We start from the raw sequence: 26,365 nt of genomic DNA, 5'->3' as shown, positions 1-26,365 counted from the left end.
GAGCCTTTCCGGCAGAGCAGTATGCCGGACCGATCTTCACGAAAGCCTAAGGCGCGGCACGGATCAGGTGGCCTGAGATGGGACAGGCGGCGCACCAGGGCCGGACTCAAGCCGCGGCTGCGGCAGACGCCGCCCTGACCCGCTTCGCGCGGAACGCGGCGGCGTAGCCACACAGTACATCGGTCGCCATGCGGTTCATGGAGAAGCGGGTGCGCAGTGAGTCACTGAGCGCGCGCGCGCGGCCTTCGCGAGTGGCAGGAGCCTCGTCGAGGATGCGGATGATGGCCGCACTCAGAGCCTCGTCGTCACCGGGCGGTACCAGGTCGCCGGATAGGGCCCCGAAGATTTCAGGGATGCCGCCGACATTGGTCGCGACCAGCGGCTGGCCCGCAGCCGCCGCCTCCAGCACGACATAGGGCAGCGACTCGGCAAGCGAGGGCACGACCATGACCCGGCCGCGGCCGAGCACGGGGCGGATCGCCTGGGGCGGCTCGAAGGCGATGGCATGGCGCAGGCCGAGATTCTCGGCCATGGCCGCAAGGCTCTCGGTGTCCGGACCCGAGCCGACCATGAGGAGGCGCAGGTCACGGCCCCGGCCGCGCACCCGTGCGAGCGCACGCAGCAGCACGGGAAGCCCTTTGGCCTCGCGCAGCTCGCCGACATAGACGAGATCGAATGGATCGTCCGAAGTCCCGACGGGCGCGAATTCGGCTTCGGCGATGCCGTTGTGAACGATGCGTTCGAGGCGCGGCGCCCCGCCGGCATAGGCCGCGTGACGCGAGGCGACATACTCGCTCTCAAACAGGAACAGGTCGGTCATGCGCGCCATCACCTGTTCGGCGGCCATGTAGACGCGGTGCAGGGGCGTGCCCGGCCGGTAGTTGTAGCTTCCGCCATGTGGTGTGTAGGCGCGGATCACGTCGCGCCCGGCTCGACCCAGTGGCGTGAGCCGGGCGAACGCACCGCCTTTGGCGCCATGACCGTGGAGCACGTCGGCGCCGACGGCGAGAGCCCGCTCGCGCACGGCACGCAGCACTAAAAGGTCGCTCGCATGCGGATTGCGGCGCATCGGGATCCGTTTGACGCCAAGCGCGAGATGCGGTGCCAGCTCCGCGAGAGCCCGCTCGGCCCGCTCGCCGCCGGTCGAGGCGTCGCAAACGAGGCCGACGGCATGGCCGGCCTGAGCTTGAAGGCGGGTGAGATCGACGACGTGGCGAAATAGGCCACCGACCGGCGCCCGGAACACGTGGAGGATGTGGTGGCGCTCACCCGCGCCGCTACGGGACCGCAGGTCCACGGCCGGAATGCCACCGAGGCTTTGCTGCGAAGCAAGGGCGGCGGTCAGAGAGGGGGCGATGGGAGCGGTCACGTCCGTCGATCTCCGCGCGGCGGTCCCGAAGCGGGGACCCATTCGGCGGAAGATCGGCGCGACGCCGTCAGCGCGCGGTTAAGAGGCGAACGCAATCAGCCCACAAACGGCAATCGTCCTGCGCCTGCAGGCTCCTTTCACGGATCGCGGTTAGGCTTTGGTGAACGATGCCGTGTGCCGCCTCAGAAGAATCGTTCCTTGACGACGATCGTGTCTCCCGGTCGCACCGGGTAGGACATCGGCACAATGCCATTGATGAGCCCGCCCGGACCCTCGCGGGTCAGCACGGCGTAATCACGCGCCGCCCGCGGTCCGAAGCCGGCGGCGATCGCCACTGCGGTCTCGACGGTCATGCCGTTGACATACGGGTACTGACCCGAAGTCGTGACCTCGCCGAGGATGTAGAAGGGTCGATAGGCATCGACCTCCACGGTCACGTGCGGCTCGCGCACGAATCCGGCGGCTAGCTTCGACTCGATCAGTCGAGCGGCCTGGGCCGTGGTCTGGCCGCCCACCTGGACGACACCGATCAGCGGCATCGCGATCCGTCCGCCGCCATCGACCGCGTAGATGTTCGACAGGTTGTCCTGTCCGAACACGATGACCCGCAACTTGTCGCCCGCCGCAAGGGAATAGCGTGCGCCGATGGAGCCGGTGCCGGTGGCGTCGAGATCGACGGTCCGGAAATCCGGACGTAGGCAACCGCCGAGCGCGAGAACGGACGGAAGTGCCAGGAGGAATGCGCGCCGCTGCATCGCCATCGCCGTTATGGGGAACCTCGGCAGTTTTTAAGGTCACATGGTTAACGAATGCTATCCGGTCGTGATGCCGCGCGGGAGCGTGACTCCAGCAAGGTGCATCGTCTCGAATGCAGGCGCTGGAAGAATTCAGATCTTAACGCAGCGTCAACCTTAACGGCCTCAATTGACGAAAGACGGGTGGATCAACCCGATTCCGCGTCCTGCCTTCGTAAAGACTGCCCATGCCGCGCCTCAGGCTGTCGACCGATCCATCTCTTCCGCCGTCCGGTGGCTCCGGTGGGCCGGGAGATGGACTGGCGGTGGCGCAGATTGCCGGCGTCCTGCGCCGCTCCTGGGCCTGGATCGCCGTGCCGACGCTCGTGGCCGCGCTCGGTGCCGGGGTGTTCGTGCAGGTGGTGACCCCGCGCTTCACCGGTGAGGCCAAGGTTCTGCTGGAGAGCCGCGATCCCGCCTTCGCCCGCACGGCCGCGGAGCGGACGGACCAACCCCAGTTGATCGACGAGCAGGCGGTCGCGAGCCAGGTGCAGGTGGCGATGTCGCGCGACATTGCCCGTGAGGCGATCCGTAGCCTGAAGCTCGTCGGCAACCCCGAATTCGATCCCGAGGCCGAGGGCACCTCGGCGATCCGGCGCACGCTGATGATGCTCGGGCTCGTGTCGGCACCGATGGAGCGGGCGTCGGAGGATCGCATCCTCGACACTTATCTCGACCACCTGTTGGTCTATCCGGTCGGCAAGTCGCGCATCCTCGCCGTCGAGTTCCGCTCGCGCGATCCCGAACTCGCCGCGCGCGGCGCCAACACCGTGGCCGACCTCTACCTCGCCTCGCTGGAGGCCGCTTCCGTCGACACCGCGCGCTACGCCTCGACTTGGCTCGGCAACAACATCGCGACGCTGCGCGCCCGCGTGGCAGAAGCCGAAGCGAAGGTCGAGGCCTTCCGCGCCAAGCATGGCCTAATCGGCACGGGCAGCAACGCCGCCGCGCAGCCGCTCTCGTCCCAGCAGCTCTCCGAATTGTCGAGCCAGCTCTCGCAGGCGCGCACGATCCAGGCAGACCTGACTGCACGCGCCAAGCTCCTGAAGGACATGATCAAGGAGGGGCGCGCCTTCGAAATCCCGGATGTGGCCAATAACGAGCTGATTCGGCGGACGGTCGAGAGCCGCATGGCGATGCGCGCGCAGCTCGCCCTCGAATCGCGCACGCTGCTCCCGGCCCATCCCCGCATCAAGGAGCTGACCGCCCAGGTTCAGGACCTTGAGAACCAGATCAAGGCCGCCGCCGAGCGCGTGGTCCGCACCCTGGAGAACGACGCCAAGATCGCGGGGGCACGGGTCGAGTCCTTGCGCGCCGCGGTCGAGGGGCAACAGGACGTCGTCGCCAAGGGCAACAGCAGTGAAGTCGAGCTGCGCGCCCTGGAGCGCGAAGCGAAGTCTCAGCGCGAGCAGCTCGAATCCTATCTCGCCCGCTACCGCGAGGCCGCGGCGCGCGACGCCGAGAACGCGAGCCCGGCCAATGCCCGCGTGGTGTCCCGTGCGGTCGTGCCCGATCTGCCGTCCTTCCCGAAGAAGGTCCCGATCGTCGCCTTCGTGACGGTGCTCGCTTTCCTGCTTGCGAGCGCGGCCGTCATCGGCCGCCACCTCCTCGTCGCTCCGCCCGGGCCAAGCGGCGACCGCACCGGGGACGAAGGAGAGCCCGTCTTCGCCGGCGCGTCGACCGGGCGTGTGCGCGACTTCTACCCCGAGCCCGAGCCGCCGTCCCGCCGCCCCGCCTACGAGCCGGTCTATGGCGGCGCCTATCCGGCCTCTGCGACGGACCGCTTCGCCCCGGCGCTCGCCTTCGCCAACTCCCTGAGGGCGACGGCGACGGTGCATCACCCGATCTTCGCGAGCACGGCTCCGATCGGACCGGAGGCACCGGCTCAAGGGGATGTTGCGATGGCCGGCAAGGGAGGGTTCAGCGTCCCCGCAAAATCCTCCGCCTTCTCGACCGACCTGGACGGATTGATCGCCCGGCTGGAGAGTGGTGCGGGCACGTTGCGGCCCGCTGGCCAGCCGAAGGGTGGCTGCGTGCTCGTAGTCGAAACCCTGCGCACCAGCGGCACCGCCGGCCTCGCCTCGAACCTTGCCCACGTGCTGGGTCCGCGTCGTCAGACCCTGCTGGTCGATGTCAACGGCGCGGTCTCCGATTCGTCCGAGCCGGGGCTGACCGATCTCGTGGCCGGCGAGGCCGACTTCCTCGACGTGATCCAGCCCGTGCGCGGCTCGCGGCTTCACGCGGTGAAGCGCGGTGTGGCGCCTCTCGACGTGCTGGTGGAGGAGCCGCAAGGTCTCGCCATCGGCCTCAATGCCCTGTCGCAGAGCTACGATTGGGTGCTCTGTCGCCTTGAGGCGGACGGCACGCGGGATGCCGCCGAGCTGATCCCCGCCATCGGACCCTGCATGGACGCGATCGTGATCGCTTCCGAGGCGGCGGCCGACGATCCGGCCCTCGTCTCGCTCTATCGTCTCGCCAAGGAAACGGGTGTGCGGCAGGTCGTGGTGGCCCGCCATCGCGAGGATATCGCGCCCGATCCGAGGCTGGAAACGACGCCGCTGCGCCTCTCGGCCTGAGCCACCGCTTCCGGGCTCCAGGCACTGGGGCATTTCGGGTCAGCGCCCTGTCCGACCTTCCTCGTCGGCGGCGGTCATTGCCGCGGCTATCCGCAAAGCCCAGAGGTTTGCGCCCACAAGGGTCGCGAGCAGAACGCACGCGGCAATCAAGGCCGCGGAAAGCAGGCTTGGCACGGGACCTCTCCGGGGCGCGGCGGTGGTTCCGCCGGCTCTGATTCGGAGAGAGACCGGCGGAACCGCCGAGTCTCGCTAGGGGGGGCCGCGTTCGACCCGGCAGGCGGACCCTGCGCGTTCCGCGAAATTCCTGCCTTAACAAAATTTAGAGTTGTACCACTTGGGATCGGCGTCGTTCAAAACATCGGGATCGGGACGGCTCGTTCAGCCGGCGATTGGCCCCAGTTATGTCTATGATCCAGTGAGCGATTTCCCGACATGCGGCGACGCTGCAGCCTGATCGTGCCACCATCTGTGGCGAAGTGACGCAGCCAAGCAGAGATGCAGTACCGGGTACGAATTTTTGCCGGCTCATCTAAATGCGAACGATCTCGCTTTTCCCGTCTTCAGATGATCCAGCCGCTCGCATAGTCTAGAATGGCAGCTTCATGCCGGGCGGCAGTGGTAGGCCCTTCGTCAGCTCCGCCATCCGTTCCTGAGCGGTTGTCTCGGCCTTGCCGCGGGCATCGTTGCAGGCGGCAACGATGAGATCTTCCAGAATTTCCCGCTCGTCGGCCACCATCAGACTCGGATCGATGGAGACGCCGAGCACTTGGCCCTTGGCGGTCATCCGCACGCTCACGGCGCCGCCGCCGGAGGCTCCGGACACCTCGACCGAGTCGAGTTCCGCCTGCAGCGAGGTCATTTTCTCCTGCATGGCCTGGGCCTGCTTCATGATGCCCATGAGGTCGCGCATAGTGGGTCCGCTCCGGTTCCGGTCGAGAAAGACGTCCGCTTCCCGCACTTAGGCGCGGGTGCCCGTGCCTGCCAGGGGCGGCGTCAAGCGCAGGAGTCAGCTTCAGACGTCGTCGTCCTCCGCCTCGTCGGGCGGCGGAGCGGCCGGTCCGGCACCATCCGCCGCGGCCTCGGCGGTATCGGTGTCCGGCGCCTTGTCGCGGACATCGACGATCTGAGCGCCGGGGAAGCGCGACAGTACCTCCCGCACGAGCGGGTGCGCAGCGGCGTTCTGGTGACGGGTCTGCTCGGCCGCCCGCGAATTTTCGGCAAGCGTCGGCGCACCCTCTTCTTTGGAGAGCGCCACCAGCCACCTCCGCCCGGTCCAGGCATCCAGCGCCCGGGCGAGGTCGGTCGGGAGGCTCTGCCGCCCACCGGTGGCGAGGCGGAACTCGATTCGTCCCTCCTCGAAGCGCACGAGATGCACGTCCCGCTCCAGCGCAACCTTCAGGGCGATGTCGCGGGCGGCTTCGGCCTGGGCGACCACGTCCTCGAAGCGCCCAAGCCGAGGACCTGCGGGAGCGGCCGGGGCCGGGTGCGGCGTCGCTTCCGCAGCCGAGGCGGTGATGGGAGAGGGGACCGCAGCCAGGGTCGGCCGGGGGGAGGGAGGCGATGAGGCCGGCGGTGCCATCTGCAGGGCTGCTGAACCGTGCGCCATCGCGCCGCCGTCGCGGCCGAGGCTCGGGCGGGCGCCCGACGGACCGGTGCCTTCGGAGGCGCCGAGATCGGCGCGAAGCTGGCGCAGGGCTTCGTCGGGGGTCGGCAGGTCGGCGGCGTAGGCGAGCCGTACGATCGCCATCTCGGCCGCCGCGAGCGGGCGGGGGGCGGCCTGCACCTCGGGCAGCGCCTTGAGCAGGATCTGCCACGCCCGCGACAGCGCCCGCACCGGCAGGCGCCCGGCGAACTGCGCCCCGCGCACCCGCTCCGCTTCGCTCAAGGTCGGGTCGGCCTCGGCCCCCGGCACGAGCTTGAGGCGGGTGACGAGATGGGTGAAGCTGGCGAGATCCGACAGCACCACCGCCGGATCGGCGCCGGAATCGTACTGCGACCGAAGCTCGGCGAAGGCGGCCGGCACGTCGCCGCGCATCGCTGCCTCGAACAGATCGACGATGCGCGAGCGGTCGGCCAGCCCGAGCATGTCGCGCACGCCTGAGGCCGTCACCGCGCCCGCGCCGTGGGCGATGGCCTGATCGAGCAGCGAGAGCGCGTCGCGCACCGAACCTTCGGCGGCGCGGGTGACGGCGGCGAGCGCCTCGTCCTCGGCCTCCACGCCTTCCGCGGCACAGATCTTCTTCAGGTGGGTGGAGAGCACGTCCGCCTCGACCCGGCGCAGGTCGAAGCGCTGGCAGCGCGACAGGATCGTCACCGGGACCTTGCGGATCTCGGTGGTCGCGAACACGAACTTGGCGTGGGGCGGCGGCTCCTCCAGCGTCTTTAGGAAGGCGTTGAACGCCTTCTCCGAGAGCATGTGGACCTCGTCGACGATGTAGACCTTGTAGCGGGCCGAGACCGGCGCGTAGCGGATGCCGTCGATGATGCCGCGCACATCGTCGATGCCGGTATGCGAGGCGGCATCCATCTCCAGCACGTCCATGTGCCGGGATTCCATGATCGCCTGGCAGTGCTGGCCGAGTTCCGGCATCGACACGGTCGGGCCGGTATCCGGCTGGCCGGTGCGGAGATAGTTGAGGCCGCGGGCGAGGATGCGGGCGGTGGTGGTCTTGCCGACGCCGCGCACGCCGGTCAGCATCCAAGCCTGCGGGATGCGGTTGGCCGCGAAGGCGTTCGCCAGCGTGCGCACCATGGCGCCCTGGCCGATCAGGTCGTCGAAGGTCTGGGGCCGGTATTTTCGCGCCAGGACGCGGTAGGGGGCCGCGGCCGGCACAGAAGCCGTTGCAGCGACGGGCATGCCGGGCAGGCCCGGCTCGTCGGTGAGCGTGCCGTGCGTCTCGTCCATGCCGCCGTTCGAATTTTCGGAAGAGGCCGGGCCGTCCGGCTCAAGCGGACGGCGAGGGTGGGAGGCTGGACAAAGACCCGCTCGGTCTCGTTAGGGCTGCTTCCTTCCGGACCTGACCCGGTTGGCGAGTGAAACGTCCCTCGCCAACCTCCCGCGCCGTATATGACGGCCCGCGCGGCGGGATGCAAGTCGGGTTGCCTCATCCGATCCGCACGGCCATGCTTTCGGCACCGGAAGGGAGAGACCATGCCCGAGGCGATTTTGCGGACGACCACGATCCTGGCGCGCCTGACCGCCCTCGCGCTGCTCGCGGGCCTGTCCGCCCCTGCTCTCGCGCAGGAGCCGGCACAGGAGGGGGCACCGAAGGACTGGCAGGGGCGCTACCACTACGAGTTGGTCTCCGGGCGGACGGCGGGAGGTACGGGGATCGTCGTGAACTACGATCTGGTGCTGTTGCCGCCGGATGTCCGCGACGGCTGCATCCTCACCCTGCGGGGCTTCCAGACCGACGAGAAGCTCCGCTGCCGGACCCGCCGCGAGGGACATGACCTCGCGGTCGAGTTCCACGGCTACGGCGATGGTGGGATGGTCAACAAGTACGGGGTGGCGGTCTACACGCCGGGCCAGCCCCTGTTCACCCTCGCGAAGGGGGCGGGCGGCAAGCTGGTCACGCGCTGGCAGGGCCTCAAGCCGGACGGCGAGGGCGTGGCCGAGAGCGGCGCCTTCTTTGCCAGGGCGAAGTAGCCCCGGGGAGGCGGTTCCCCGGGGCCGAACCCTCACTCGGCCTCGCGCTTCACGATCTCCATCGTCTTAGGATCGAGCTTCAGATCGAACTGCTTGCCGTTGGCGTCGATGGCATCGTCCACCTCGATCATGCCGTCGTCGAGTTCGATCTCCTTCCACTTCGTGAAGCCTTCCTTCTTCAGGATGTCCTCGACCTTCGTCTGCTGGTCGGGCGGGAGTTTCTGGTCGGCGAGCGCCGGACCGGCGAGCAGGGCAAGGCCGAGCGCGGCGACGGCGAGCGGGCGGACGAACATGAAAGACTCCTTCGGCTGATTGGTACCCGGCGAACGATTCATTTCACCGGTTGTTCCTATCGCCCGGGCCGTAGCAGCACGGCGCGTTCAGGGGAACGGCCTCGCCATCGTCCCGAACCGACGAGGAGCCGGACCCGGCGAGCTGCAAGGCCGCGCTTGCAATTGCCAGCACGCGAAGTGCCGCCTAGGCTGCAACCTCCGGGTTGGGGGCTTCCTGAGATTATGGTCACGCGTGTCGCCACCGTCGCCTTCGAGGGGATCGAGGCGCGCGCCGTTGACCTGCAGGTGCAGATCGCGCCGGGCGCGGTCGCTTTCACCATCGTCGGTCTGCCGGACAAGGCGGTGGCGGAATCGCGCGAGCGGGTGCGCTCGGCGCTGATCGCTTCGGGGCTGGCCCTGCCGGCCAAGCGCATCACCTGCAACCTCGCGCCTGCCGACCTCCCGAAGGAGGGCTCGCACTACGACCTGCCGATCGCGCTCGCGGTGATGGGCGCCATCGCCGCCCTGCCGGCGGACGCGCTCGGCGGCTACTGCGTCCTCGGCGAACTGGCGTTCGACGGCTCGATCACCGCGGTGGCCGGCGTGCTGCCCGCGGCGATGGCGGCGAACGGCCGGGGGCTCGGGCTGATCTGTCCCGCCGCGACCGGCCCGGAGGCGGCCTGGGCCGCGGGCGACATGGACGTGCTCGCGCCGCGCTCGCTGATTCAGCTCGCCAACCACTTCAAGGGCAGCCAGGTGATGGCACGGCCCCAGCCCGCCATGGCCGCACCCGCCGGCCCGATGCCGGATCTGCGCGACATCAAGGGCCAGGAGGGCGCCAAGCGCGCCCTGGAGATCGCGGCGGCCGGCGGCCACAACCTGCTGATGAACGGCCCGCCCGGAGCCGGCAAGTCGATGCTCGCCGCGCGCCTTCCCTCGATCCTGCCGCCGCTGGGACCGCGCGAGCTGCTCGAAGTCTCGATGATCCAGTCGGTTGCGGGCGCGTTGAAGGGCGGTGCGCTCTCGAACCGGCGTCCATTCCGCCAGCCGAACCATTCCGCCTCCATGGCCGCGCTGGTCGGCGGCGGGCTCAACGCCCGGCCCGGCGAAGCCTCGCTCGCCCATGGCGGCGTACTGTTCCTCGACGAACTCCCCGAATTCACGCCTCAGGTGCTCGATTCCCTGCGCCAGCCGATGGAGACGGGTGAGATCATGATCGCCCGCGCGAACCATCGGACGACCTACCCGGCGCGGTTCCAGCTCGTGGCGGCGATGAACCCGTGCCGCTGCGGCATGGCGCTGGAGCCCGGCTATGCCTGCCGCCGCGGACCGAACGAGCGCTGCGTCGCCCAGTACGGCGCCCGCATCTCCGGGCCGCTGCTCGATCGGATCGACCTGCGCATCGAGGTGGCGGCGGTGACCGCCGCCGACCTGATCCTGCCGTCGCCCGCGGAGGGCTCGGCCGAGGCCGCCGCGCGGGTCGCCGCGGCCCGCGGACTGCAAAGTGCACGCTACGCCGCCCTCGGCCTGCCGGTTGCGACGACCAACGCCACCTGCCCGGCGACCGTGATCGAATCCGCTGCCGCGCCCGATGCCGAGGGGGCGGCGCTGATCCGCCATGCGGCGGAGACCATGCGGCTCTCCGCCCGTGGCTTCCACCGCACGCTGCGAGTCGCCCGGACGCTGGCCGACCTCGACGGCGAGGTGCAGGTGCGGCGGCTGCATCTGGCCGAGGCCCTGTCCTACCGGGTGCGTGGCGAGCAGCCGGCGGCCGCGGCTTGATTCCGTCAGGCCCGCTATTCCGTCAGGCTCACTCGCCCGTGTCGTGTGCCGTGAGCTCATCAGCGATCATCATCATTCCGGGTTCGCCTTCGGCACCCCGGCATGACAGGCACTGAGCGTCCTCACGCGCCGATACATTGTTGACCTGAAGTCGGAGCCCTGCGCGGGCCAACGCGGCCATTGCCACGCCTCTTCGCCGGGCACATAGTCGCGTGCAATCCATCAGGGGCGGCCGGCTTGCCGGAACAGACTCCGCGCGAGGGAGCGAGAGGGTGACGCACGGCACGCAGATGCGCGGGCATCTGTGCGGAATCCAGACGGCCTGGACGGATGCGGGTGACGCCTTGGTCGCGGTCACGGCCGTGGCGGGAACCCTCGACCGGGCGGCAATCGGCCACCTCATCGTGTTCTTCTCACCGGCCTACGAGGCGGAAACCCTCACCGCGGCGCTGGCCTCACAGTTTCCCGGCATCGGGGTCACCGGCTGCTCCACTTCCGGCGGAATCAGCCCGGCGGGCTCGATCGACCGCGGCCTCGTCGCCATCGCCTTTCCGCGCCAGGGCTTCCGGATCGTCTCCGGCCTGCTCACCGACATCGCCCGGCTCGACGTGGAGGGCGCCGCCTCGACCGTGCGGGGCCTGCGCCGGGCTCTCGACGGGGGGCGGCCGGACGGCGGCAGCGGCCACCGTTTCGCCCTCTCGCTGATCGACTCGCTCGCCAACGCGGAGGAGACGGTCGTCTCGGCAGTGGCCTGGGCGCTCGATGGCATCCCGCTGATCGGAGGGTCGGCCGGCGACGATCTCGCCTTCCGCAGCACGGTGCTGATCCATGACGGCCGGCTCTGCCGCGACGCGGCGGTGATCCTGCTGGTCGAGACGGATTTCCCGATCCGCATCTTCAAGAGTGACAATTTCGAACCGACCAACCGCAAGTTCGTGGTCACCGCCGCCCGCGAGGAGGAGCGGCGCGTCACCGAATTGAACGCCGAGCCCGCGGCGCGCGAATACGCCATGGCGGTCGGTCTCGATCCGGAAAACCTCTCGACGATGAGCTTTGCCGCGTACCCGCTCGCGGTGAAGATCGGCGGCGAGTATTACTGCCGCTCGATTAGCCGGGTGGAGCCGGACGGCTCGATGACCTTCTTCTGCGCCATCGGCGAGGGCGTGGTGCTGACGCTGGCCCAGCCCCGCGACATCGTCGAGGCGACACGGGCCGAACTCGAGAGTCTCGACGAGGCGCTCGGCGGCCTCGACCTCGTGATCGGCTTCGACTGCGTGTTCCGCCGCCTCGATGCCGAGAGCCGGCAGGTGCGACACCGCATCGCCGACCTGTACCGGCGCTACGGCGTGGTCGGGTTCGAGACCTACGGCGAGCAGTACCGCTCGATGCATCTGAACCAGACTTTTACGGGGATTGCCATCGGCCGGGCTGAGACGCCGGAGAGCCGCGACGCGAAGACGGCCCCATGAACTGTCCGACCCTCTGGATGGAGCCGCCGCCCGAGCCGCAGACCGTCGAGTCCCTGACGCATCGCGTAGCCAAGCTCGAACGCATCAATGCGGCGCTGATGGCCCATGTCGAGCGCACCATGGACCAGCAGGGCGGCGCATACTCGCTGTTCCAGACCGCGATCATGCTGGAGGGCCGCGTCCGCGCCCGCACGGAGGAGCTGACGGCGCTGATGCACAGCCTGGAGCGCTCGAACGCGGCGATGCAGGCGGCCAAAGAAGAGGCCGAGACCGCCAACCGCTCGAAGACGCGTTTCCTGGCCGCCGCGAGCCACGACCTGCTCCAGCCCCTCAATGCCGCCCGCCTCTCGCTCTCGGCGCTGACCGACCTTGCGCCGGGGCCGGAAGCGAAGGGGATCGCCCGGCAGGTCGAGCGCGGCCTTGAGACGATCGAGGATCTGATCAAGGCGCTCATCGACATCTCGAAGCTCGATGCCGGCATCGTGCGCCCCGTGGTGAAGCCGGTGCGGCTCGCCGACCTCGTCGCGGGGATCGAGGCGAGCTTCCGGCCCTTCGCCGAGCGCAAGGAGTTGCGCCTCGTCACCCGCTGTGCTGACCTCGTGGTGGAGACCGACGGGATCCTGCTCCAGCGCGTCCTGCAGAATCTCGTCTCCAACGCGATCCGCTACACTGACCGCGGCGGCGTGCTGATCGCGGCGCGGCCGCGGGACAAGCTCTGCCGGATCGATGTTGTCGACACCGGCTGCGGCATTCCCGAGCACGAGCGGGCGCTGGTCTTCGAGGAGTTTTTTCGCGGGGCGCGCGAGTGCGATGATGGCGGCGTCGGCCTCGGGCTCGGCCTGTCGATCGTGCAGCGCATGGCCTCGACGCTCGGGCACGCCATCGAACTGCATTCCCGCGCCGGCCACGGCACGCGGCTGAGCCTGACGCTTCCGCTGGCTGCGCAGCGTCCGGACGCGCGCGTGACCCTGGCGCCGCTGGCGACGGCCCTGACGGGCGCGCGGGTGCTGGCGATCGAGAACGATGCTTCGACAGCCGAGGCGCTGCAGCGTCTCCTGCGCAACTGGGACGCCGAGGTGCAGGTGTTTCGCGATCTCGCCGGCGTGGTGGCCGCCCTCGGTGCCGGTCTGGCGCGGCCGGACGTGATGGTGATCGACTATCACCTCGACAACGGCGCCTGCGGCCTCGACGTGGTGGATTACCTGCGGCGCAACCGGGGCTGGGTGACGCCGGTGATCCTCACCACCGCAGACCATGGGGCCGACATTGCCGCCCGCGCCCAGGCCACGGGGGCCGAACTCGTCCACAAGCCGATCAAGCCGGCGCAGCTGCGCTCGCTGCTCGCCTACATGCTGGCGTGAGGGGCAGACAGGTCGGGCCGGTCAGAGCGCGCTGTAGCGACGCTCGCCCATCAGACGGTCGCGGGCGCGGGCGACGAGGGCGGGGCGGATGCGGGCGACATCCTCGCCGTCGAGGAACGGCGAGCCGGCGAGCACGCCGAGATAGGCCTCTTCCCGGTCGCGGCAGGTGGAGACCGCCTTGGTCGCGGCGAAGCTGCGGCTCGTAGTGCGAACCTGCTCCGCGAAGGTTTCGTCGAGACAGGTCTGCCACGCCGCGTGGCGCGCGCCTTCCGAGCTTTCCGCCCGCGCCGGGACAGCGGCGAGAAGAGCGAGGGCGCTAAGGGCTGGAAGGGTGGCGAGGAGGACGCGACGCATGGGACGAGCAGACCCTGGGACGGCGAACCTGAGACAGTGACGGGGTTTTCCGGGGCGGCGCGCGCTCGCGGAAACCTCTCGTCAACCTTGGCCGCCGAACCGTTAAAACCTGCTAACGCCTGAGGTCCCGATCCGGTCCCGATTTGGGATCAGGAAAAATTTCCGAAAAAGTTCCGCTCAGCGGTTAGCCGCCGTGAGCGGCGAGGCGTCGCGGCCGAGCGCCACCCAACCCACCGCCTCCTGGCTCTCGCGCTTGACGAAGGTGTAGCCGGTCTGGGTCCAGGGCAGCACCGCGCTGGTCTTGTTGTCGAGGATCAGATCTCCGCGGTTGGTGATGAGGGTGAGGACGGCATGTCCCTCGCCCTTCTCATCGATCACCACGGTCATCCGCATCGCCCGACGCGGCAGGCCGGCCTCGACCAGCAGGCGGCGCTTGAGGAGCTGGAAGTCCTCGCAGTCGCCCCGGCCGTCCTCGGCGAGGTCCCAGCGGTCGGCGGCGCGCCAGTGATCCTGATCCGTCACCGCCTCCACCGCCCGGTTGATCCGGCGATTGACCGCATTGATCGTCTGCCACAGCGCCGAGGTCAGGGTGATGCTGGCGGCCTCGGTGCGATCGACCGCGCACTCACCGGAATAGCGTTCGCAGAACTCGGCCCAGGCGGCGATCGGCCGGGCGGGGCCGGTGGTCACCGCCGACAGGCTCATCGCCGGGAGCGCGGCGGACGGCTGTGCCTCAGCCTCGAAGGCCGGCGTGGCGAGGAAGGCCCCGGCCAGGGCGAGGCCCGCCACCAGGCGGGCCGCGAAAGAGCGGGCGGGCCGAACGACACAGAGCTTGGAGAACGCGATACGCATGGCCCTGACCGAGCAGTTAAGCTTCCGTTAATGAAGCTCTCACAGCCGCCCGCCGGCCGCAATCGCCGGGTTAAAAATCGGTTAACGCGATCCGTCGCATTTGATCGACCGGTGTGGCGACGTCCGCGAGGGGTGCGAGAACCGGCGCGAAACAAGTCCCGAGCACCGTCACCGGGCGCGGTGGCCCGACCAACATGGCACCTGCTACGCTTGGCCTCACCCCATGATCCGCAAAGTCCTCCGATGACGAGCGAACTGCCTTCCGCCGAGTCCGCGCAGCCCACCGAGCGCGGGCCGCCGGTGATCCGCACCGTGGCGATGCCGACCGACACGAACCCCGCCGGCGATATCTTCGGCGGTTGGCTGATGGCGCAGATGGACATGGCCGCGGGCAACGTCGCCGCGCGCCGGGCACGCGGGCGGTGCGCCACGATCTCGGCGGAGGCGATGACCTTTCACCGGCCGGTCTTCGTCGGCGACGAGGTCAGCTTCTATGCCTGGATCGTGAAGACCGGCCGCACCTCGATGGGCATCCAGGTCGAGGTCTGGCGCCGGGAGCGGGAGGGCGAAGCCACGATGAAGGTGACGGAAGGGTTCTTCACTTTCGTCGCCATCGGCCCCGACAGGCGGCCGCGGCCGATCCCGGAGGAGCGGCAGGTCTGATCGACGGATCGACGCGCTCGCCCGACGAGCGCGGATCGGGCTTCAGTGCATCGTCAGCGTGGTGAGCCGGCGCGCGCCCGCGTGCTGGTGGAGGAAGGCGCTCATCTCGGCGAGCACCGGCGCCTTGCGGCGGAAGCTGACGGAAAGCGACAGAAGCGTGTCGGAATGGTCGAGGCCCTCGTAGACCCGCTCCTGCACCGGCACGCGTGCGGTGCGCAGGCGCGCGGCGAGACTCGCCGTGTTGCGGGGCTTCACCACGATATCCTTGTCGCCGGTGGCGAGGAAGGTCGGCGGCGAGTGGGCGCCGGCGAAGGAGACGGGCTGCGTCGCCTCCGGATCGGGCGCCTGCCCGAACACATCGATCGAGGTCTTCTGGTCGAAGGGCAGGAAGTCGTAGGGACCCGACAGACCGGCCACCGCCCGGATGGCCCGAGGATCGACGCCGGCCTGCCGCAGGTATTCCGGGTCGAGCCCGAGCATCGCCGCGTTGTAGGCGCCCGCCGAGTGGCCGGCCAGTACGATCCGGTTCGGATCGCCCCCCTGCGCCGCGATGTTGTCGCGCACCCAGGCGATGGCCGCCGCCCCGTCCTTCAGGAAGTCGGGAAAGCGCGCTTGCGGGTAGAGCCGGTAATCCGGCAGCACGGTCACGAAGCCCTGGGCGGCGAAGGCCTGCGCGGCGAAGGCATAGTCGTCCTTGCTGCCGCTGTTCCACGAGCCGCCGTAGAAGAACACCAGTACCGGTGCCCGCTCCACCGGCACGGTGGGCACGAACACGTCGAGGCGCTGACGCGGATCCGCGCCGTAGGCCGCGTCGCGGACCGCGAGGCGCCCGCCCTTGTCGCGCGGTCCCAGCGCATCGAACAGCGCCAGCGGCGAGCAGCCGCTCAAGCCCAAGGTGGTGAGGCCGAGGCAGACCAGGGAGACGAGGAAGACGAGTGCCTTGATCATGTGATCCATGATTGACGCGGCGGTCGCGGCGGTTTCATGGCCGCGCGGTGGCAGCGTTGGGAGTTATGTCCTCAGGACGATGCAGGCGCCGCCCACAGTGCGGATCTTCTGGCAGAGGCCGTCGGCCGCGCCCCGGCTCTCGGCCGGGATGCGCACCCGGTAGAAGGTGCGGGTGCCGCGGAAGCGCAGGCGCGTGCCGATGATCATCGGGCGCACCTCGCCGATCACGCCGGTGTAGCGCGTGCGCGCCCGCTGGAAGCTTGCCAGCGCCAGCGACTTGGAAAAGTTGCCGGCGAGCTGCACGCCCCAGGGCGCGGCCGGGCCGCCCTCGATCGCCAGGGCGAAGCGGTCTCCGCGCGACGGGATGCGCAAGGCGGCGGTGACCTGGAGGCAGGTCTGCGTCTCCGCCTCCGGCAGGGGCGGCTTGTCCTCAGCTTTCTGCTCCGTCTTCTCTTGTGCCTTGTCTTGCGGCTTCTTCGCCGCCGGACCGGCCCCCTCCGGCATCTCGACGCTGGCGTTCGGCCGCCAATCCTCCGCCGGGCGGCCGGTGATGGCGATGACGTAGGCCCGTGTCTCGGCGGGCAGGCCACCGCTGCCGGCGAGCCAGGCCGAGACGCGTCCCGGGCCGCCGTTATAGGCGGCCGCCGCGAGCCCGAGATTGCCGAATTGCCGCTTGAGGTCGGCCAGGAAATGCGCGGCGTGCGGGATCGCCTGCTCGGGATCGAACGGATCGCCGAGCCCGCGGTCCTTGGCCGTGCCGGGCATGAATTGCGCCACGCCCTGCGCGCCGGCCGGGCTCACCACGCCGACGCGAAACGAACTCTCGCGCCAGATCAGCCGGGTCAGGAACGGCACCGGCAGGCTGCGGGCCTTGGCCGAATCCTCGATCAGCCGGCAGAGCGCCTGCTCCACCGTCTCGCTCTCAGGCGAGGGGGCCGCGCGGGAGGATCCGGCGCAGACGATAAGGACGGCCGGCAGCAGGGCGAGAGCGAGGCGATGCACGGCGGCTGATCTAGGGCACTGGCCCAGGAAGGGGATGGCTGCCTTCCGACTCGGCACGGCCTGCCCTGTCCTTGAGCATCATTGTGCCGGGCTCAGAGCTTCGCGAGGCAGTTGTACTTTAGGATCGTTCTTAGAATCGCACTATTTTTCTAATACTCTCCGCGTTAGGCTCGATGCTTGCAAGAGCCGGACGCCAAGATCCGGCCTCACGAGGAGGAACACGATGCTCGAAGAGCGCATCTCGGAGATCGACACCGAAGCGGCCGCCAAGTCGGCTTCCGAGGCCATCACTCGGCTGGGCGCCTGCCCGCACGACTGCCCGGACACCTGCTCGATGATCTACACCGTCCAGGACGGGCGACTGATCGACGTGCGCGGCAATCCCGACCATCCGATGACCCGCGGTGCGCTCTGCGGCAAGCTCAAGGACTTCGACCGGCACCACTACAATCCCGACCGCATCCTGTACCCGATGCGCCGCGCCGGCCCGAAGGGCAGCGGACAGTTCGAGCGGATCACCTGGGACGAGGCACTGTCCGAGATCCACCGCCGGTTCAGCGCGACCATCGAGGCGCACGGGGCGGAAGCGATCCTTCCCTACAACTACCTCGGCAACGAGGGCGTGGTGCAGGGGCTCACCGTCGGCGACGCCTTCTTCAACCGCCTCGGGGCGACGGTGGCGGAGAAAACCTTCTGCGGCTCCGGCTCGTGCACGGCGTGGCTGCTCACGGTCGGCCCGACCAACGGCACCGACCCGATGAGCTTCGCGCAGTCGAAGCTGATCGTGATCTGGGGCTGCAATTCGGTCTCGACCAACATCCACCACTGGCACGTGGTGAAGGAGGCGCAACGCAACGGCGCGAAGGTCGTCGTGATCGATCCCTACCGCTCGCGCACGGCGGCACAGGCCGATTGGCACCTGATGCCGAAGCCCGGCACCGACGGCGCGCTCGCCATGGCGATGATCCACGTCATCATCGCCGAGGGGTTGACCGATGACGACTACATCGCGCGCCACACCGTCGGCTTCGAGCCGCTGAAGGAGCGGGCGCGAGCCTTCACGCCGGAATACGCGGCCGAGATCTGCGGCATCCCGGCCGAGGACATCCGGCACTTGGCACGCGAATACGCCACCACCCCCAACGCGGCCCTGCGCCCGGGCGTGGCGGTGGAGCGCAGCGCCGGCGGCGCCCAGGCTCTGCGCGCGATCTTCTCGCTTCCCGCCCTGACGGGGTCTTGGAAGGATCCGGGCGGCGGCGTCTACCAGATGCCGCTGTGGGAATTCCCCGTGCACTGGGACCGGGTCTGCCGGCCGGACCTGATCCCGGAGGGCACGCGGGTGCTCAACGTGCTCAAGCTCGGCGAGGTGCTGACCGGCGAAGCGGGCATCGAGCCCGGAATCCATGCCCTGATGGTCTACAACGCCAACCCGGTCTCGAACTCGACCGAGACCGCCAAGATCAAGCGCGGGCTTGCGCGCGAGGACCTGTTCACGGTCGTCAGCGAGCACTTCGTCACCGACACGGCGCGCTACGCCGACATCCTACTCCCCGCCACCATGGCGGCCGAGCACGACGACATGATGTTCTCCTGGGGCCACTTCTTCTTCACGCTGAACCAGAAGGCGATCGAGCCGCCGGGCGAGACGGTCTCGAATGCCGAGTTGTTCCGGCGGCTCGCCAAGACCTTCGGCTTCACCGAGCCTCAGTTCTCCATGAGCGAGGCCGAACTCATGGAATGGTATCTCGACTGGGAGAGCCCGAAGCTCGGCGGCATCTCCATGGATCACTTTCGACAGCACGGCTGGTACCGCCTCAACATCGGCGATCCGGCCACGCGCACGCCCCACGCGGAGGGCAACTTCCCGACGCCTTCGGGCAAGTGCGAGTTCTACTCGGAGGCCGCAATCACCGGCGGAAACTTCGTCGCCCCGCCCTTCCGGCAGATGTACGAGCAGTTCCAGGGCGGTGAGCCCCTCGACCCGCTGCCGGGCTACGTGCCGGCCAACGAGCGCCCGGAGACGAACCCAGCCCAGGCCGAGCGCTACCCCCTCAACATCGTCTCGCCGAAGAGCCACGGCTTCCTCAACTCGCAATACGCCAACGAGGCGCACAAGGTCCGGGCGCAGGGCGAGCAGACGATCCTGATCAACCCGCACGACGCGACGAGCCGCGAGATCACGGAAGGCGCGCTGGTGCGGGTGTTCAACGACCGCGGCGCTTTCCACGGGCAGGCGCGGGTGACCGACGAGGTGCCGCCCGGCCTCGTCATCGCTTCGCTCGGCTACTGGCACTCACTCAACCGCGACGGGGCGGTGAACGTCATCAGCGCCTCGACTTATGGCGGCATGGGCCACTCGCCGACCTTCAGCGACAACCTCGTGCAGGTCGGGTTGGCGCAGTAGTCGCGCGACGCGAAGACAATTCGCGTGTGAGTGCCCGCGCGCTATAACCCCTCGGCCCGCCCGCCCGACACCGGAGCGCGGCGGGCCGATTTTCGTCGCCGGGGTTCGATGTCCGATACGCTGCTGACCGTCGAGGATCTCTCGGTCGCCTTCCGGGGGGGCGCGCGCGAGACGCTGGCGGTGGATCGCGTCAGCTTCGCCATCGAACGGGGCGAGACCCTGGCACTGGTGGGCGAATCCGGCTCCGGCAAGTCGGTGACCGCCCTGTCGATCCTGCGCCTGCTCGATGGCGCCGCGCATCACCCAGGCGGCAAGATCCTGTTCAAGGGGCGCGACCTCCTACAGTTGCCCGAGCGCGACCTGCGCGCGGTGCGCGGCGCGGACATCACCATGGTGTTCCAGGAGCCGATGACCTCGCTCAACCCGCTCCACACCATCCAGCGGCAGATCGGCGAGGTGCTGGAGATCCATCGGGGCCTGAAGGGCAAGGCTGCGCGCAAAAGAATCCTCGAACTGCTCGACCTCGTCGGCATCCGCGACGCCGAGCGGCGGCTCGGCGCCTACCCGCACGAATTGTCGGGCGGCCAGCGCCAGCGGGTGATGATCGCCATGGCGCTCGCCTGCGAGCCCGACCTGCTCGTGGCCGACGAGCCGACCACCGCCCTCGACGTCACCGTTCAGGCGCAGATCCTGGCGCTGCTCGCCGACCTCCAGAAGCGGCTCGGCATGGCGATGCTGTTCATCACCCACGATCTCGGCATCGTCCGGCGCATCGCCACCTCAGTCTGCGTGATGCTCGCGGGCCGGATCGTCGAGGCGGGGCCGGTGGAGCGGGTCTTCACCCGGCCTCGGCACGCATACACGCAGCGGCTTCTGGCCGCCGAGCCCACAGGACGGGCGAACCCCGTGCCGGCCGATGCGGCGGAACTGGTCGAGGCCGGACCGCTCAAGGTGTGGTTCCCCCTCAAGGCGGGTCTGCTCCGCCGCACCGTGGGCCACGTCAAGGCGGTCGATGGGGTGCGGCTCAAGGTACGGGCCGGTGAGACGGTCGGCGTCGTCGGCGAATCCGGTTCGGGCAAGACCACTTTGGGCCTCGCCCTGCTGCGCCTCACCGAGTCCGAGGGGCCAATCGTGTTCCTCGGACAGCGGATCGAGGGACGCGGGCCTGCCCTGATGCGCCCTCTGCGCAAGGACATGCAGGTGGTCTTCCAGGATCCCTACGGCTCGCTCTCTCCGCGCATGTCGGTGGGCGACATCGTCGCCGAGGGGCTGGCCGTGCAGGGGCTGGTGAAGGGAAGCGACGAGCGCCGTACCCTGGTGGCGAAGGCGCTCGCCGATGTCGGGCTCGACCCGGCGGTGATGGATCGTTACCCGCACGAGTTCTCCGGCGGCCAGCGCCAGCGCATCGCCATCGCCCGCGCCATCGTACTCAAGCCCCGCTTCGTCGTCCTCGACGAGCCGACCTCGGCGCTCGATCGCTCGGTGCAGGCACAGATCGTGACGCTCCTGCGTGACCTGCAGCGGGAGCGGGGCATCGCCTACCTGTTCATCAGCCACGACCTCAAGGTGGTTCGGGCGCTGTCGAACTACGTCATGGTGATGCAGCACGGCCAGGTGGTCGAGGAGGGACCGGCCGAGGAGATCTTTTCGACGCCCAAGACCGAGTACACCCGCACCCTGTTCGCGGCGGCCTTCGAGATGGATGCCGCGACCACCGCCGAGAGCGAGCCGGTCTGACGCATGGCCCGCGCCCTCCTCATCGTCCTCGATTCCGTCGGCATCGGCGGCGCCCCGGACGCGGACCGCTACGGCGATGCCGGCTCCGACACGGTCGGTCACATCGCGGAAGCCTGCGCCGCCGGGCGCGGCGACCGGCCGGGCCTGCGCGCGGGGGCCTTACGCCTGCCGAACCTCACGGGCCTCGGCCTCGGGCTGGCCTGTGAAGGCGCCACCGGTCGCATGCCGCCGGGGCTCGCGGCTGAGGGACCCGTGCAGGCGCTCTGGGGCCACGCCGTCGAGACCGCGGCCGGCAAGGATACGCCCTCCGGCCACTGGGAGATCGCCGGCGTTCCGGTGCGGGAGCCCTGGGGCCATTTTCCCGACACCCGCCCCGCCTTCCCGGCCGAGCTGACCGCGGCGCTGATCGAGCGGGCCGGCCTCCCCGGCATTCTCGGCGATCGCCACGCCTCTGGCACCGCGATCATCGAGGCGTTCGGAGCCGAGCACGTCCGGACGGGCAGACCGATCTGCTACACCTCGGCCGACAGCGTGTTCCAGATCGCCGCCCACGAGGAGACGTTCGGACTGGAGCGGCTCTACGAGGCCTGTCGGATCGCACGGGAAGTCTGCAACCCCTACCGTGTCGGTCGGGTGATCGCGCGGCCCTTTCTGGGCAGCGAGGCAGACGGCTTTCGCCGCACCGGAAACCGCAAGGATTTTTCCGTTGCCCCGCCGGCCGGGACGCTGCTCGATGAACTGGCGGCGGCAGGACGCTCCGTTGTGAGTGTCGGCAAGATCGGCGACATCTTCGCCCATCGCGCCACCGGCCGCGAGATCAAGCCCGGCGGCAACGCTGCCTGCCTCGACGCGGCGCTCGACGCCTTTACCGGACTGCCCGAGGGCGGCTTCGTCTTCCTCAATCTCGTGGATTTCGACACCGAGCACGGCCACCGCCGGGACGTGCCGGGTTATGCCGCCGAGCTGGAAGCCTTCGACGCCCGCCTCCCCGAGATTCAAGCCGTGCTGAAGCCGGGCGATCTCTGCGTGATCACCGCCGATCACGGCAACGATCCGACTTGGACCGGTACCGAGCATACCCGCGAGCAGGTGCCGGTACTGGCCTTCGGGCCGGGTCTGACACCGCGCTCCATCGGGCAACGCGAAACCTTCGCGGATATCGGCGCCTCGGTCGCGGTGCATCTCGGCTTGCCGCCGCTCGGGGCGGGCCGGGCATGGTGGTGAGCGTCTCGCTCGCTCCCGCCCGTCATTCCCCCTCACCCTGAGGGGCCGCGAAGCGGCCTCGAAAGGTCTTCCAGGAATCGCGAGCGATCTGGAGGATCCTTCGAGGCCCGCCGACGCGGGCACCTCAGGATGAGACGGCGGGGGAGGAGAGCCGAAGTTCAGGCGATCAGCGCGAAAACTTCTTGTATTTCAGCTTCTTCGGGATAATCGAGTCGAGCCCGAGCCGGCGCTTCTTGTCCGCCTCGTAATCCGAGAAGTTGCCCTCGAACCACTCGACGTGGCTCTCGCCCTCGAAGGCGAGGATGTGGGTCGCGATGCGGTTCAGGAACCAGCGATCGTGGCTGATGATGACGGCGCAGCCTGCGTAATCCTCCAGCGCGTCCTCGAGCGCCCGCAGCGTCTCCATGTCGAGGTCGTTGGTCGGCTCGTCGAGCAGCAGCACGTTGGCGCCGCCCTTGAGCGTGCGGGCCAGATGCACGCGGTTGCGCTCGCCGCCCGAGAGCGTGCCGACCTTCTTCTGCTGATCACCGCCCTTGAAGGCGAAGGCCGCGCAGTAGGCGCGCGAATTGATCTCGCGCTTGTTGAAATAGATGATGTCGTTGCCGCCCGAGATCTCCTGCCAGACGGTGGCGTTGGGATCGAGCGCATCGCGCGACTGGTCGACGTAGCCGAGCTTGACCGTGTCGCCGACCTCGATCGTCCCGCCATCGGGCTTCTCCTGGCCGGTGATCATCTTGAACAGCGTGGTCTTGCCGGCGCCGTTCGGGCCGATGACGCCGACGATGCCGCCAGGCGGCAGCTTGAACGAGAGATCCTCGATCAGCAGGCGGTCGCCGAAGGCCTTGTTGAGGTGACTGAACTCGATGACGTTCTGCCCGAGCCGCTCGTCGATCGGGATGACGATCTGCGCGGCCGCGTCGACCTTCTGCTGCTGCTTGGCGACCAGTTCCTCGTAGCGGGTGATACGCGCCTTCGACTTCGACTGCCGGGCCTTGGGCGAGGCGGCGATCCACTCCTGCTCGCGGGCGATCGAGCGCTGGCGGGCCATGTCCTCGCGGCCCTCCTGCTCCAGGCGCTTCTGCTTCTGCACCAGCCAAGCGGAGTAGTTGCCCTCGTAGGGGATGCCCCGGCCGCGATCGAGCTCGAGGATCCAGCCCGTGACGTTGTCGAGGAAGTAGCGGTCGTGGGTCACGATCAGGATCGCGCCCGGATACTGCTTGAGGTGACCTTCGAGCCAGTTCACCGTCTCGGCGTCGAGGTGGTTGGTCGGCTCGTCGAGGAGCAGAAGTTCCGGCTCCCACAGGAGCAGCTTGCAGAGCGCGACGCGGCGGCGCTCACCACCCGAGAGGGTCGCCACCGGCTGCTCGTCGCTCGGGCAGCCCAGCGCCTCCATGGCCTGATCGACCTTGGAGTCGAGCTCCCACAGGTTCTGTGCCTCGATCTGGTCCTGGAGGGCGGTCATCTCGTCCGCCGTCTCCTCGGAATAGTTCATCGCGAGCTCGTTGTAGCGGTCGAGCAGCGCCTGCTTCTCGGCCACGCCCTCCATGACGTTCTCGCGCACCGACTTGTTCGGGTCGAGCTGCGGCTCCTGCGGCAGGTAGCCGACACGCGCTCCTTGCGCGACGAAGCCTTCGCCGGTCCAGTCCTTGTCGATGCCGGCCATGATCTTCAGGAGTGTCGACTTGCCGGCACCGTTGATGCCGAGCACGCCGATCTTGGCATCGGGGTAGAAGGACAGGTTGACGTTATCGAGGACCTTCTTGCCCCCGACATAGGTCTTGGTCAGACCCCGCATGTGGTAGATGAATTCGCGGGCCATGTGCGTTCGTCCTGCGTGAAGCGTGGGAGCCGGTCAGGCCGGCGATCGCGGATGCGTGGCCTCTCGCGCGAGGCTGGCTCGATCGAGCCATGCCGCGCGGGGCGCCGTCCGCTCGCGGATGAAGAATTTCGTGTTCGAGTATCAGGGCCGCCGGGCAGGGGCAAGGCGAACCGCCGGGTGCCGGCTCGATGTCGGATCTCGGGGACGCGAGCGAAAGGGTCTCAGGCGAACGGGTTGCGCACCGGCTCCGATACCTCGGGCTCGTCGGGGACGGCTTCGGGCAGGTCCTCACCTTCGAGTGCGGCGGCGATAGCCTCGAACAGGCCCTTCAGCTCCCTCGCACGCTTCAGCCCCGCACGGTCGCGGGTGATGTCGAGGCTGCCGTGCAGGGCGATGCGGCGGGTGCCGTTCTCGATCGAGAAATCGGCGAACGTCTGGACGCCCGCATCCTCTGCGAAGGGGCGGAAGGGAAGGACATCGGCTTTTCGGCGCGGCATCGGGGCCCCCGTCTCAGAAGATCACTCAGAAGATCGCGCGCATCAATTCGCGCCAGAGCCGGCGCAGCACATCGACGGCCAGTTGCTTGAGGAAGTCGGCGAAGGATTCCTGACCATGGCCGTCGCGGGAGAATTCATGCGGCTCGGGCAGCGTCATGGCCTTGGCCTTGATCGCCTCGGGCAGCGCCGGGAACACGTCGAGCCCGGCCATGTCCCGCAGGGTCGCGAGCGAGACCGTGCGCCACTCCGCGCCCGCCTTGTTCGGCGCGAGATAGGCCCCGGCCTCGCCGGTGCGCGGATCGTAGATCGCCTTGAAGAGCTGGGTCGGCACCAGCACCCGCCCCTTGATCGCACCGACCGAGCGGCCCTCGAAGATCGGGCCGGTCACGACAAAGACCTCGCCGCGCTCGCTCGCGAGCCGGCGCACGCTCTCCTCGATCGCCGCCCACAGGCCGCGGTTCAGCGCCCGGTTCTGGGGCACGATATTGGCGAGGCTGAAGGACTCGGCCTGGGCCACCGCGCTCGGCATGTCGCCGGCCGGCGCGAGATGGCCGCGGTCGTATCCGCTTCGGACGTAGTCGGCGAGGCTCGCCCGGTCGTCCTCGGGCAGGCGGTCCTCGTCGTGGAAGGCATCGGCGCGCTCGACCCGCCGGGCAGCGGACACGCTCCGGCGCGTCAGGTGTTCGGCGGCGTAGAGCGGCGTGCGCGACGCGCCCGAATGCAGGACGGCGAAGACCTCGAAACAGAGTGGGACGGCTCCGTCCGCGAGCTTCGGGTTGGTGAGGGCCGGCGCCCGGCCGTCCGCGAACAGGGCCGGGCAGGCCGGCGCCTCCGGCAAGGCCTGCGACGCCGCCGCGTGGGAGAGGGCGAGGAGGAGAAGGGCCGGAACGAGGGGACGCAGCGCCATTGCCGGCTCAGTAGCAGACCCGGACGCGGCGCGGGCCGGACGGCGTCTCCCTCCAGCGGAAGCCGCAGGGCCGTCCGAGTGGCTCGATCAGGGGGCGGATGTCCCTGTCCGGCGGTCCCGGCGGACGGCGGCAGCGCACGTCGTCGGGGCAGTGCACCGTGTTGAGGCGGGTCCTGCCGGCATCCGCCGCCCAGGCCACGCTCCCGCTGATCAGGACGAGCGCCAGCGCGACCGTAGCCGGTAACGTTGCGGCGATAGGCATCGGGCGACAGCCTTGAGAAGAGCGGGTGAGATGTTGATCAATGCAGCCTTCATCCATAATTGATGGCGCGTCACGCGTGAAATCGCGGGGCTGCCTTAACTCTGAAGGCAGACGAGGCAGCCGAATCCTCTGAAAGACGTGCCGCTGTTGCAGCGAGATCATGGTATCCCGTGATCGGTTTGCGCTAGAATGATCGTTCATATGTCCCGGGAGAGCGGTTTCCGGGGAGCGGGCGAGATCCGAAGGCGGGCCGCGTTCGAGGCTTCGAGCGTACGGCCCTGCAGGAGCCGCCTGCCGACGGGAACGCATTGAGAGACGGGTGAAGGCATTGGCACTAGCGGACACGACGATCCTTGAGGGTCTTGAGACGCCGGATCGTCTCCGGCTTCTGCCGGAGAGCGAGCTGCAGAAGGTGGCCGACGCC

General features: G+C 69.0%; 22 protein-coding genes and 1 other RNA gene. 9 read left to right on the top strand and 14 right to left on the bottom strand.

What is annotated here, in order from left to right; translation table 11 throughout:
- Positions 1 to 106: 106 nt before the first annotated feature.
- Positions 107 to 1,411: a glycosyltransferase family 4 protein gene (locus FHU13_RS02735; protein ID WP_183434328.1), complete on the bottom strand. Its 1,305-nt coding sequence runs from the start codon at positions 1,409 to 1,411 to the stop codon at positions 107 to 109.
- A gap of 140 nt (positions 1,412 to 1,551) precedes the next feature.
- A complete protein-coding gene (locus FHU13_RS02730; protein ID WP_183434327.1) occupies positions 1,552 to 2,130 on the bottom strand; it encodes a polysaccharide biosynthesis/export family protein in 579 nt (192 codons plus the stop codon).
- A gap of 221 nt (positions 2,131 to 2,351) precedes the next feature.
- Here FHU13_RS02730 and FHU13_RS02725 point away from each other — a divergent pair, with 221 nt between their 5' ends.
- On the top strand, positions 2,352 to 4,739 hold the full coding sequence (locus tag FHU13_RS02725; protein WP_183434326.1) for a GumC family protein: 2,388 nt from the start codon (positions 2,352 to 2,354) through the stop codon (positions 4,737 to 4,739).
- A 586-nt stretch (positions 4,740 to 5,325) separates the two neighbouring features.
- Here FHU13_RS02725 and FHU13_RS02720 read toward each other — a convergent pair.
- The 3 genes from FHU13_RS02720 to ffs form a co-directional block, all read right to left on the bottom strand.
- Positions 5,326 to 5,649: a YbaB/EbfC family nucleoid-associated protein gene (locus FHU13_RS02720; RefSeq protein WP_183434325.1), complete on the bottom strand. Its 324-nt coding sequence runs from the start codon at positions 5,647 to 5,649 to the stop codon at positions 5,326 to 5,328.
- 102 nt (positions 5,650 to 5,751) lie between these two features.
- The gene (locus FHU13_RS02715; protein ID WP_183434324.1) at positions 5,752 to 7,644 is read right to left on the bottom strand and encodes a DNA polymerase III subunit gamma/tau; all 1,893 of its coding nucleotides are present in this window, start codon (positions 7,642 to 7,644) and stop codon (positions 5,752 to 5,754) included.
- Positions 7,645 to 7,699: 55 nt separating this feature from the next.
- An RNA gene (gene ffs, locus FHU13_RS02710) (signal recognition particle sRNA small type) lies at positions 7,700 to 7,798 on the bottom strand.
- A gap of 107 nt (positions 7,799 to 7,905) precedes the next feature.
- On the opposite strand from ffs, the gene FHU13_RS02705 reads away from it, so the two are divergent.
- Positions 7,906 to 8,388 carry a DUF5991 domain-containing protein gene (locus FHU13_RS02705; protein ID WP_183434702.1) on the top strand — a complete coding sequence of 161 codons (483 nt, stop codon included), beginning with the start codon at positions 7,906 to 7,908 and terminating at the stop codon, positions 8,386 to 8,388.
- 32 nt (positions 8,389 to 8,420) lie between these two features.
- Here the strand turns inward: FHU13_RS02705 and FHU13_RS02700 are convergent, their stop codons facing one another.
- The gene (locus FHU13_RS02700; protein ID WP_183434323.1) at positions 8,421 to 8,681 is read right to left on the bottom strand and encodes a PepSY domain-containing protein; all 261 of its coding nucleotides are present in this window, start codon (positions 8,679 to 8,681) and stop codon (positions 8,421 to 8,423) included.
- Between the two features lie 222 nt (positions 8,682 to 8,903).
- On the opposite strand from FHU13_RS02700, the gene FHU13_RS02695 reads away from it, so the two are divergent.
- The 3 genes from FHU13_RS02695 (at position 8,904) to FHU13_RS02685 (ending at position 13,272) form a co-directional block, all read left to right on the top strand.
- A complete protein-coding gene (locus FHU13_RS02695) occupies positions 8,904 to 10,442 on the top strand; it encodes a YifB family Mg chelatase-like AAA ATPase (RefSeq protein ID WP_183434322.1) in 1,539 nt (512 codons plus the stop codon).
- 272 nt (positions 10,443 to 10,714) lie between these two features.
- Positions 10,715 to 11,911: an FIST N-terminal domain-containing protein gene (locus tag FHU13_RS02690; RefSeq protein WP_183434321.1), complete on the top strand. Its 1,197-nt coding sequence runs from the start codon at positions 10,715 to 10,717 to the stop codon at positions 11,909 to 11,911.
- Positions 11,908 to 13,272, top strand: coding sequence for a hybrid sensor histidine kinase/response regulator (locus tag FHU13_RS02685; RefSeq protein ID WP_246714455.1), 1,365 nt, complete (start codon positions 11,908 to 11,910; stop codon positions 13,270 to 13,272). Before FHU13_RS02690 ends, FHU13_RS02685 begins: the two co-directional genes overlap by 4 nt.
- Positions 13,273 to 13,293: 21 nt before the next feature.
- Here the strand turns inward: FHU13_RS02685 and FHU13_RS02680 are convergent, their stop codons facing one another.
- Positions 13,294 to 13,626 carry a hypothetical protein gene (locus FHU13_RS02680; RefSeq protein WP_183434320.1) on the bottom strand — a complete coding sequence of 111 codons (333 nt, stop codon included), beginning with the start codon at positions 13,624 to 13,626 and terminating at the stop codon, positions 13,294 to 13,296.
- Positions 13,627 to 13,803: 177 nt separating this feature from the next.
- Positions 13,804 to 14,478, bottom strand: coding sequence for a transglutaminase-like cysteine peptidase (locus tag FHU13_RS02675; RefSeq protein ID WP_183434319.1), 675 nt, complete (start codon positions 14,476 to 14,478; stop codon positions 13,804 to 13,806).
- A 243-nt stretch (positions 14,479 to 14,721) separates the two neighbouring features.
- Here FHU13_RS02675 and FHU13_RS02670 point away from each other — a divergent pair, with 243 nt between their 5' ends.
- On the top strand, positions 14,722 to 15,141 hold the full coding sequence (locus FHU13_RS02670) for an acyl-CoA thioesterase (protein ID WP_183434318.1): 420 nt from the start codon (positions 14,722 to 14,724) through the stop codon (positions 15,139 to 15,141).
- 42 nt (positions 15,142 to 15,183) lie between these two features.
- Here the strand turns inward: FHU13_RS02670 and FHU13_RS02665 are convergent, their stop codons facing one another.
- Both FHU13_RS02665 and FHU13_RS02660 read right to left on the bottom strand, forming a co-directional pair.
- On the bottom strand, positions 15,184 to 16,089 hold the full coding sequence (locus FHU13_RS02665) for an alpha/beta hydrolase (protein ID WP_183434700.1): 906 nt from the start codon (positions 16,087 to 16,089) through the stop codon (positions 15,184 to 15,186).
- Positions 16,090 to 16,152: 63 nt separating this feature from the next.
- Positions 16,153 to 17,091 (bottom strand): lytic transglycosylase domain-containing protein, encoded by a 939-nt coding sequence (locus tag FHU13_RS02660; RefSeq protein ID WP_183434317.1) that lies wholly within the window; start codon positions 17,089 to 17,091, stop codon positions 16,153 to 16,155.
- A 223-nt stretch (positions 17,092 to 17,314) separates the two neighbouring features.
- Here FHU13_RS02660 and FHU13_RS02655 point away from each other — a divergent pair, with 223 nt between their 5' ends.
- The 3 genes from FHU13_RS02655 (at position 17,315) to FHU13_RS02645 (ending at position 22,456) form a co-directional block, all read left to right on the top strand.
- Positions 17,315 to 19,495, top strand: coding sequence for a molybdopterin-dependent oxidoreductase (locus FHU13_RS02655; protein ID WP_183434316.1), 2,181 nt, complete (start codon positions 17,315 to 17,317; stop codon positions 19,493 to 19,495).
- Between the two features lie 108 nt (positions 19,496 to 19,603).
- Entirely contained in the window at positions 19,604 to 21,232 is a 1,629-nt protein-coding gene (locus tag FHU13_RS02650) for an ABC transporter ATP-binding protein (RefSeq protein WP_183434315.1), read from the top strand.
- Positions 21,233 to 21,235: 3 nt separating this feature from the next.
- Positions 21,236 to 22,456 carry a phosphopentomutase gene (locus FHU13_RS02645; RefSeq protein WP_183434314.1) on the top strand — a complete coding sequence of 407 codons (1,221 nt, stop codon included), beginning with the start codon at positions 21,236 to 21,238 and terminating at the stop codon, positions 22,454 to 22,456.
- Positions 22,457 to 22,622: 166 nt separating this feature from the next.
- Here the strand turns inward: FHU13_RS02645 and ettA are convergent, their stop codons facing one another.
- The 4 genes from ettA to FHU13_RS02625 form a co-directional block, all read right to left on the bottom strand.
- Positions 22,623 to 24,275, bottom strand: a complete 1,653-nt coding sequence (gene ettA / locus FHU13_RS02640; protein ID WP_183434313.1) for an energy-dependent translational throttle protein EttA — start codon at positions 24,273 to 24,275, stop codon at positions 22,623 to 22,625.
- A 221-nt stretch (positions 24,276 to 24,496) separates the two neighbouring features.
- Complete coding sequence (locus FHU13_RS02635) at positions 24,497 to 24,772, bottom strand: hypothetical protein (protein WP_183434312.1); 276 nt, start codon at positions 24,770 to 24,772, stop codon at positions 24,497 to 24,499.
- Between the two features lie 25 nt (positions 24,773 to 24,797).
- On the bottom strand, positions 24,798 to 25,679 hold the full coding sequence (locus FHU13_RS02630; RefSeq protein WP_183434311.1) for a DNA/RNA non-specific endonuclease: 882 nt from the start codon (positions 25,677 to 25,679) through the stop codon (positions 24,798 to 24,800).
- 7 nt (positions 25,680 to 25,686) lie between these two features.
- Positions 25,687 to 25,941, bottom strand: coding sequence for a hypothetical protein (locus tag FHU13_RS02625; protein ID WP_183434310.1), 255 nt, complete (start codon positions 25,939 to 25,941; stop codon positions 25,687 to 25,689).
- Positions 25,942 to 26,365 lie beyond the last annotated feature (424 nt).

The organism is Methylobacterium sp. R2-1, from assembly GCF_014191355.1.
Lineage (GTDB): Bacteria > Pseudomonadota > Alphaproteobacteria > Rhizobiales > Beijerinckiaceae > Methylobacterium.
Note: the sequence above shows the minus strand (reverse complement) of the source record. Positions and strands in the feature narration are given on the sequence as shown.

Coding starts and splice junctions, on each gene's coding strand:
- FHU13_RS02735 (WP_183434328.1), bottom strand. CDS start 1,411: ATGGGTCCCCGCTTCGGGACCGCCGCGCGGAGATCGACGGACGTGACC.
- FHU13_RS02730 (WP_183434327.1), bottom strand. CDS start 2,130: ATGGCGATGCAGCGGCGCGCATTCCTCCTGGCACTTCCGTCCGTTCTC.
- FHU13_RS02725 (WP_183434326.1), top strand. CDS start 2,352: ATGCCGCGCCTCAGGCTGTCGACCGATCCATCTCTTCCGCCGTCCGGT.
- FHU13_RS02720 (WP_183434325.1), bottom strand. CDS start 5,649: ATGCGCGACCTCATGGGCATCATGAAGCAGGCCCAGGCCATGCAGGAG.
- FHU13_RS02715 (WP_183434324.1), bottom strand. CDS start 7,644: ATGGACGAGACGCACGGCACGCTCACCGACGAGCCGGGCCTGCCCGGC.
- FHU13_RS02700 (WP_183434323.1), bottom strand. CDS start 8,681: ATGTTCGTCCGCCCGCTCGCCGTCGCCGCGCTCGGCCTTGCCCTGCTC.
- FHU13_RS02695 (WP_183434322.1), top strand. CDS start 8,904: ATGGTCACGCGTGTCGCCACCGTCGCCTTCGAGGGGATCGAGGCGCGC.
- FHU13_RS02685 (WP_246714455.1), top strand. CDS start 11,908: ATGAACTGTCCGACCCTCTGGATGGAGCCGCCGCCCGAGCCGCAGACC.
- FHU13_RS02680 (WP_183434320.1), bottom strand. CDS start 13,626: ATGCGTCGCGTCCTCCTCGCCACCCTTCCAGCCCTTAGCGCCCTCGCT.
- FHU13_RS02675 (WP_183434319.1), bottom strand. CDS start 14,478: ATGCGTATCGCGTTCTCCAAGCTCTGTGTCGTTCGGCCCGCCCGCTCT.
- FHU13_RS02670 (WP_183434318.1), top strand. CDS start 14,722: ATGACGAGCGAACTGCCTTCCGCCGAGTCCGCGCAGCCCACCGAGCGC.
- FHU13_RS02665 (WP_183434700.1), bottom strand. CDS start 16,089: ATGATCAAGGCACTCGTCTTCCTCGTCTCCCTGGTCTGCCTCGGCCTC.
- FHU13_RS02655 (WP_183434316.1), top strand. CDS start 17,315: ATGCTCGAAGAGCGCATCTCGGAGATCGACACCGAAGCGGCCGCCAAG.
- FHU13_RS02650 (WP_183434315.1), top strand. CDS start 19,604: ATGTCCGATACGCTGCTGACCGTCGAGGATCTCTCGGTCGCCTTCCGG.
- FHU13_RS02645 (WP_183434314.1), top strand. CDS start 21,236: ATGGCCCGCGCCCTCCTCATCGTCCTCGATTCCGTCGGCATCGGCGGC.
- ettA (WP_183434313.1), bottom strand. CDS start 24,275: ATGGCCCGCGAATTCATCTACCACATGCGGGGTCTGACCAAGACCTAT.
- FHU13_RS02635 (WP_183434312.1), bottom strand. CDS start 24,772: ATGCCGCGCCGAAAAGCCGATGTCCTTCCCTTCCGCCCCTTCGCAGAG.
- FHU13_RS02630 (WP_183434311.1), bottom strand. CDS start 25,679: ATGGCGCTGCGTCCCCTCGTTCCGGCCCTTCTCCTCCTCGCCCTCTCC.
- FHU13_RS02625 (WP_183434310.1), bottom strand. CDS start 25,941: ATGCCTATCGCCGCAACGTTACCGGCTACGGTCGCGCTGGCGCTCGTC.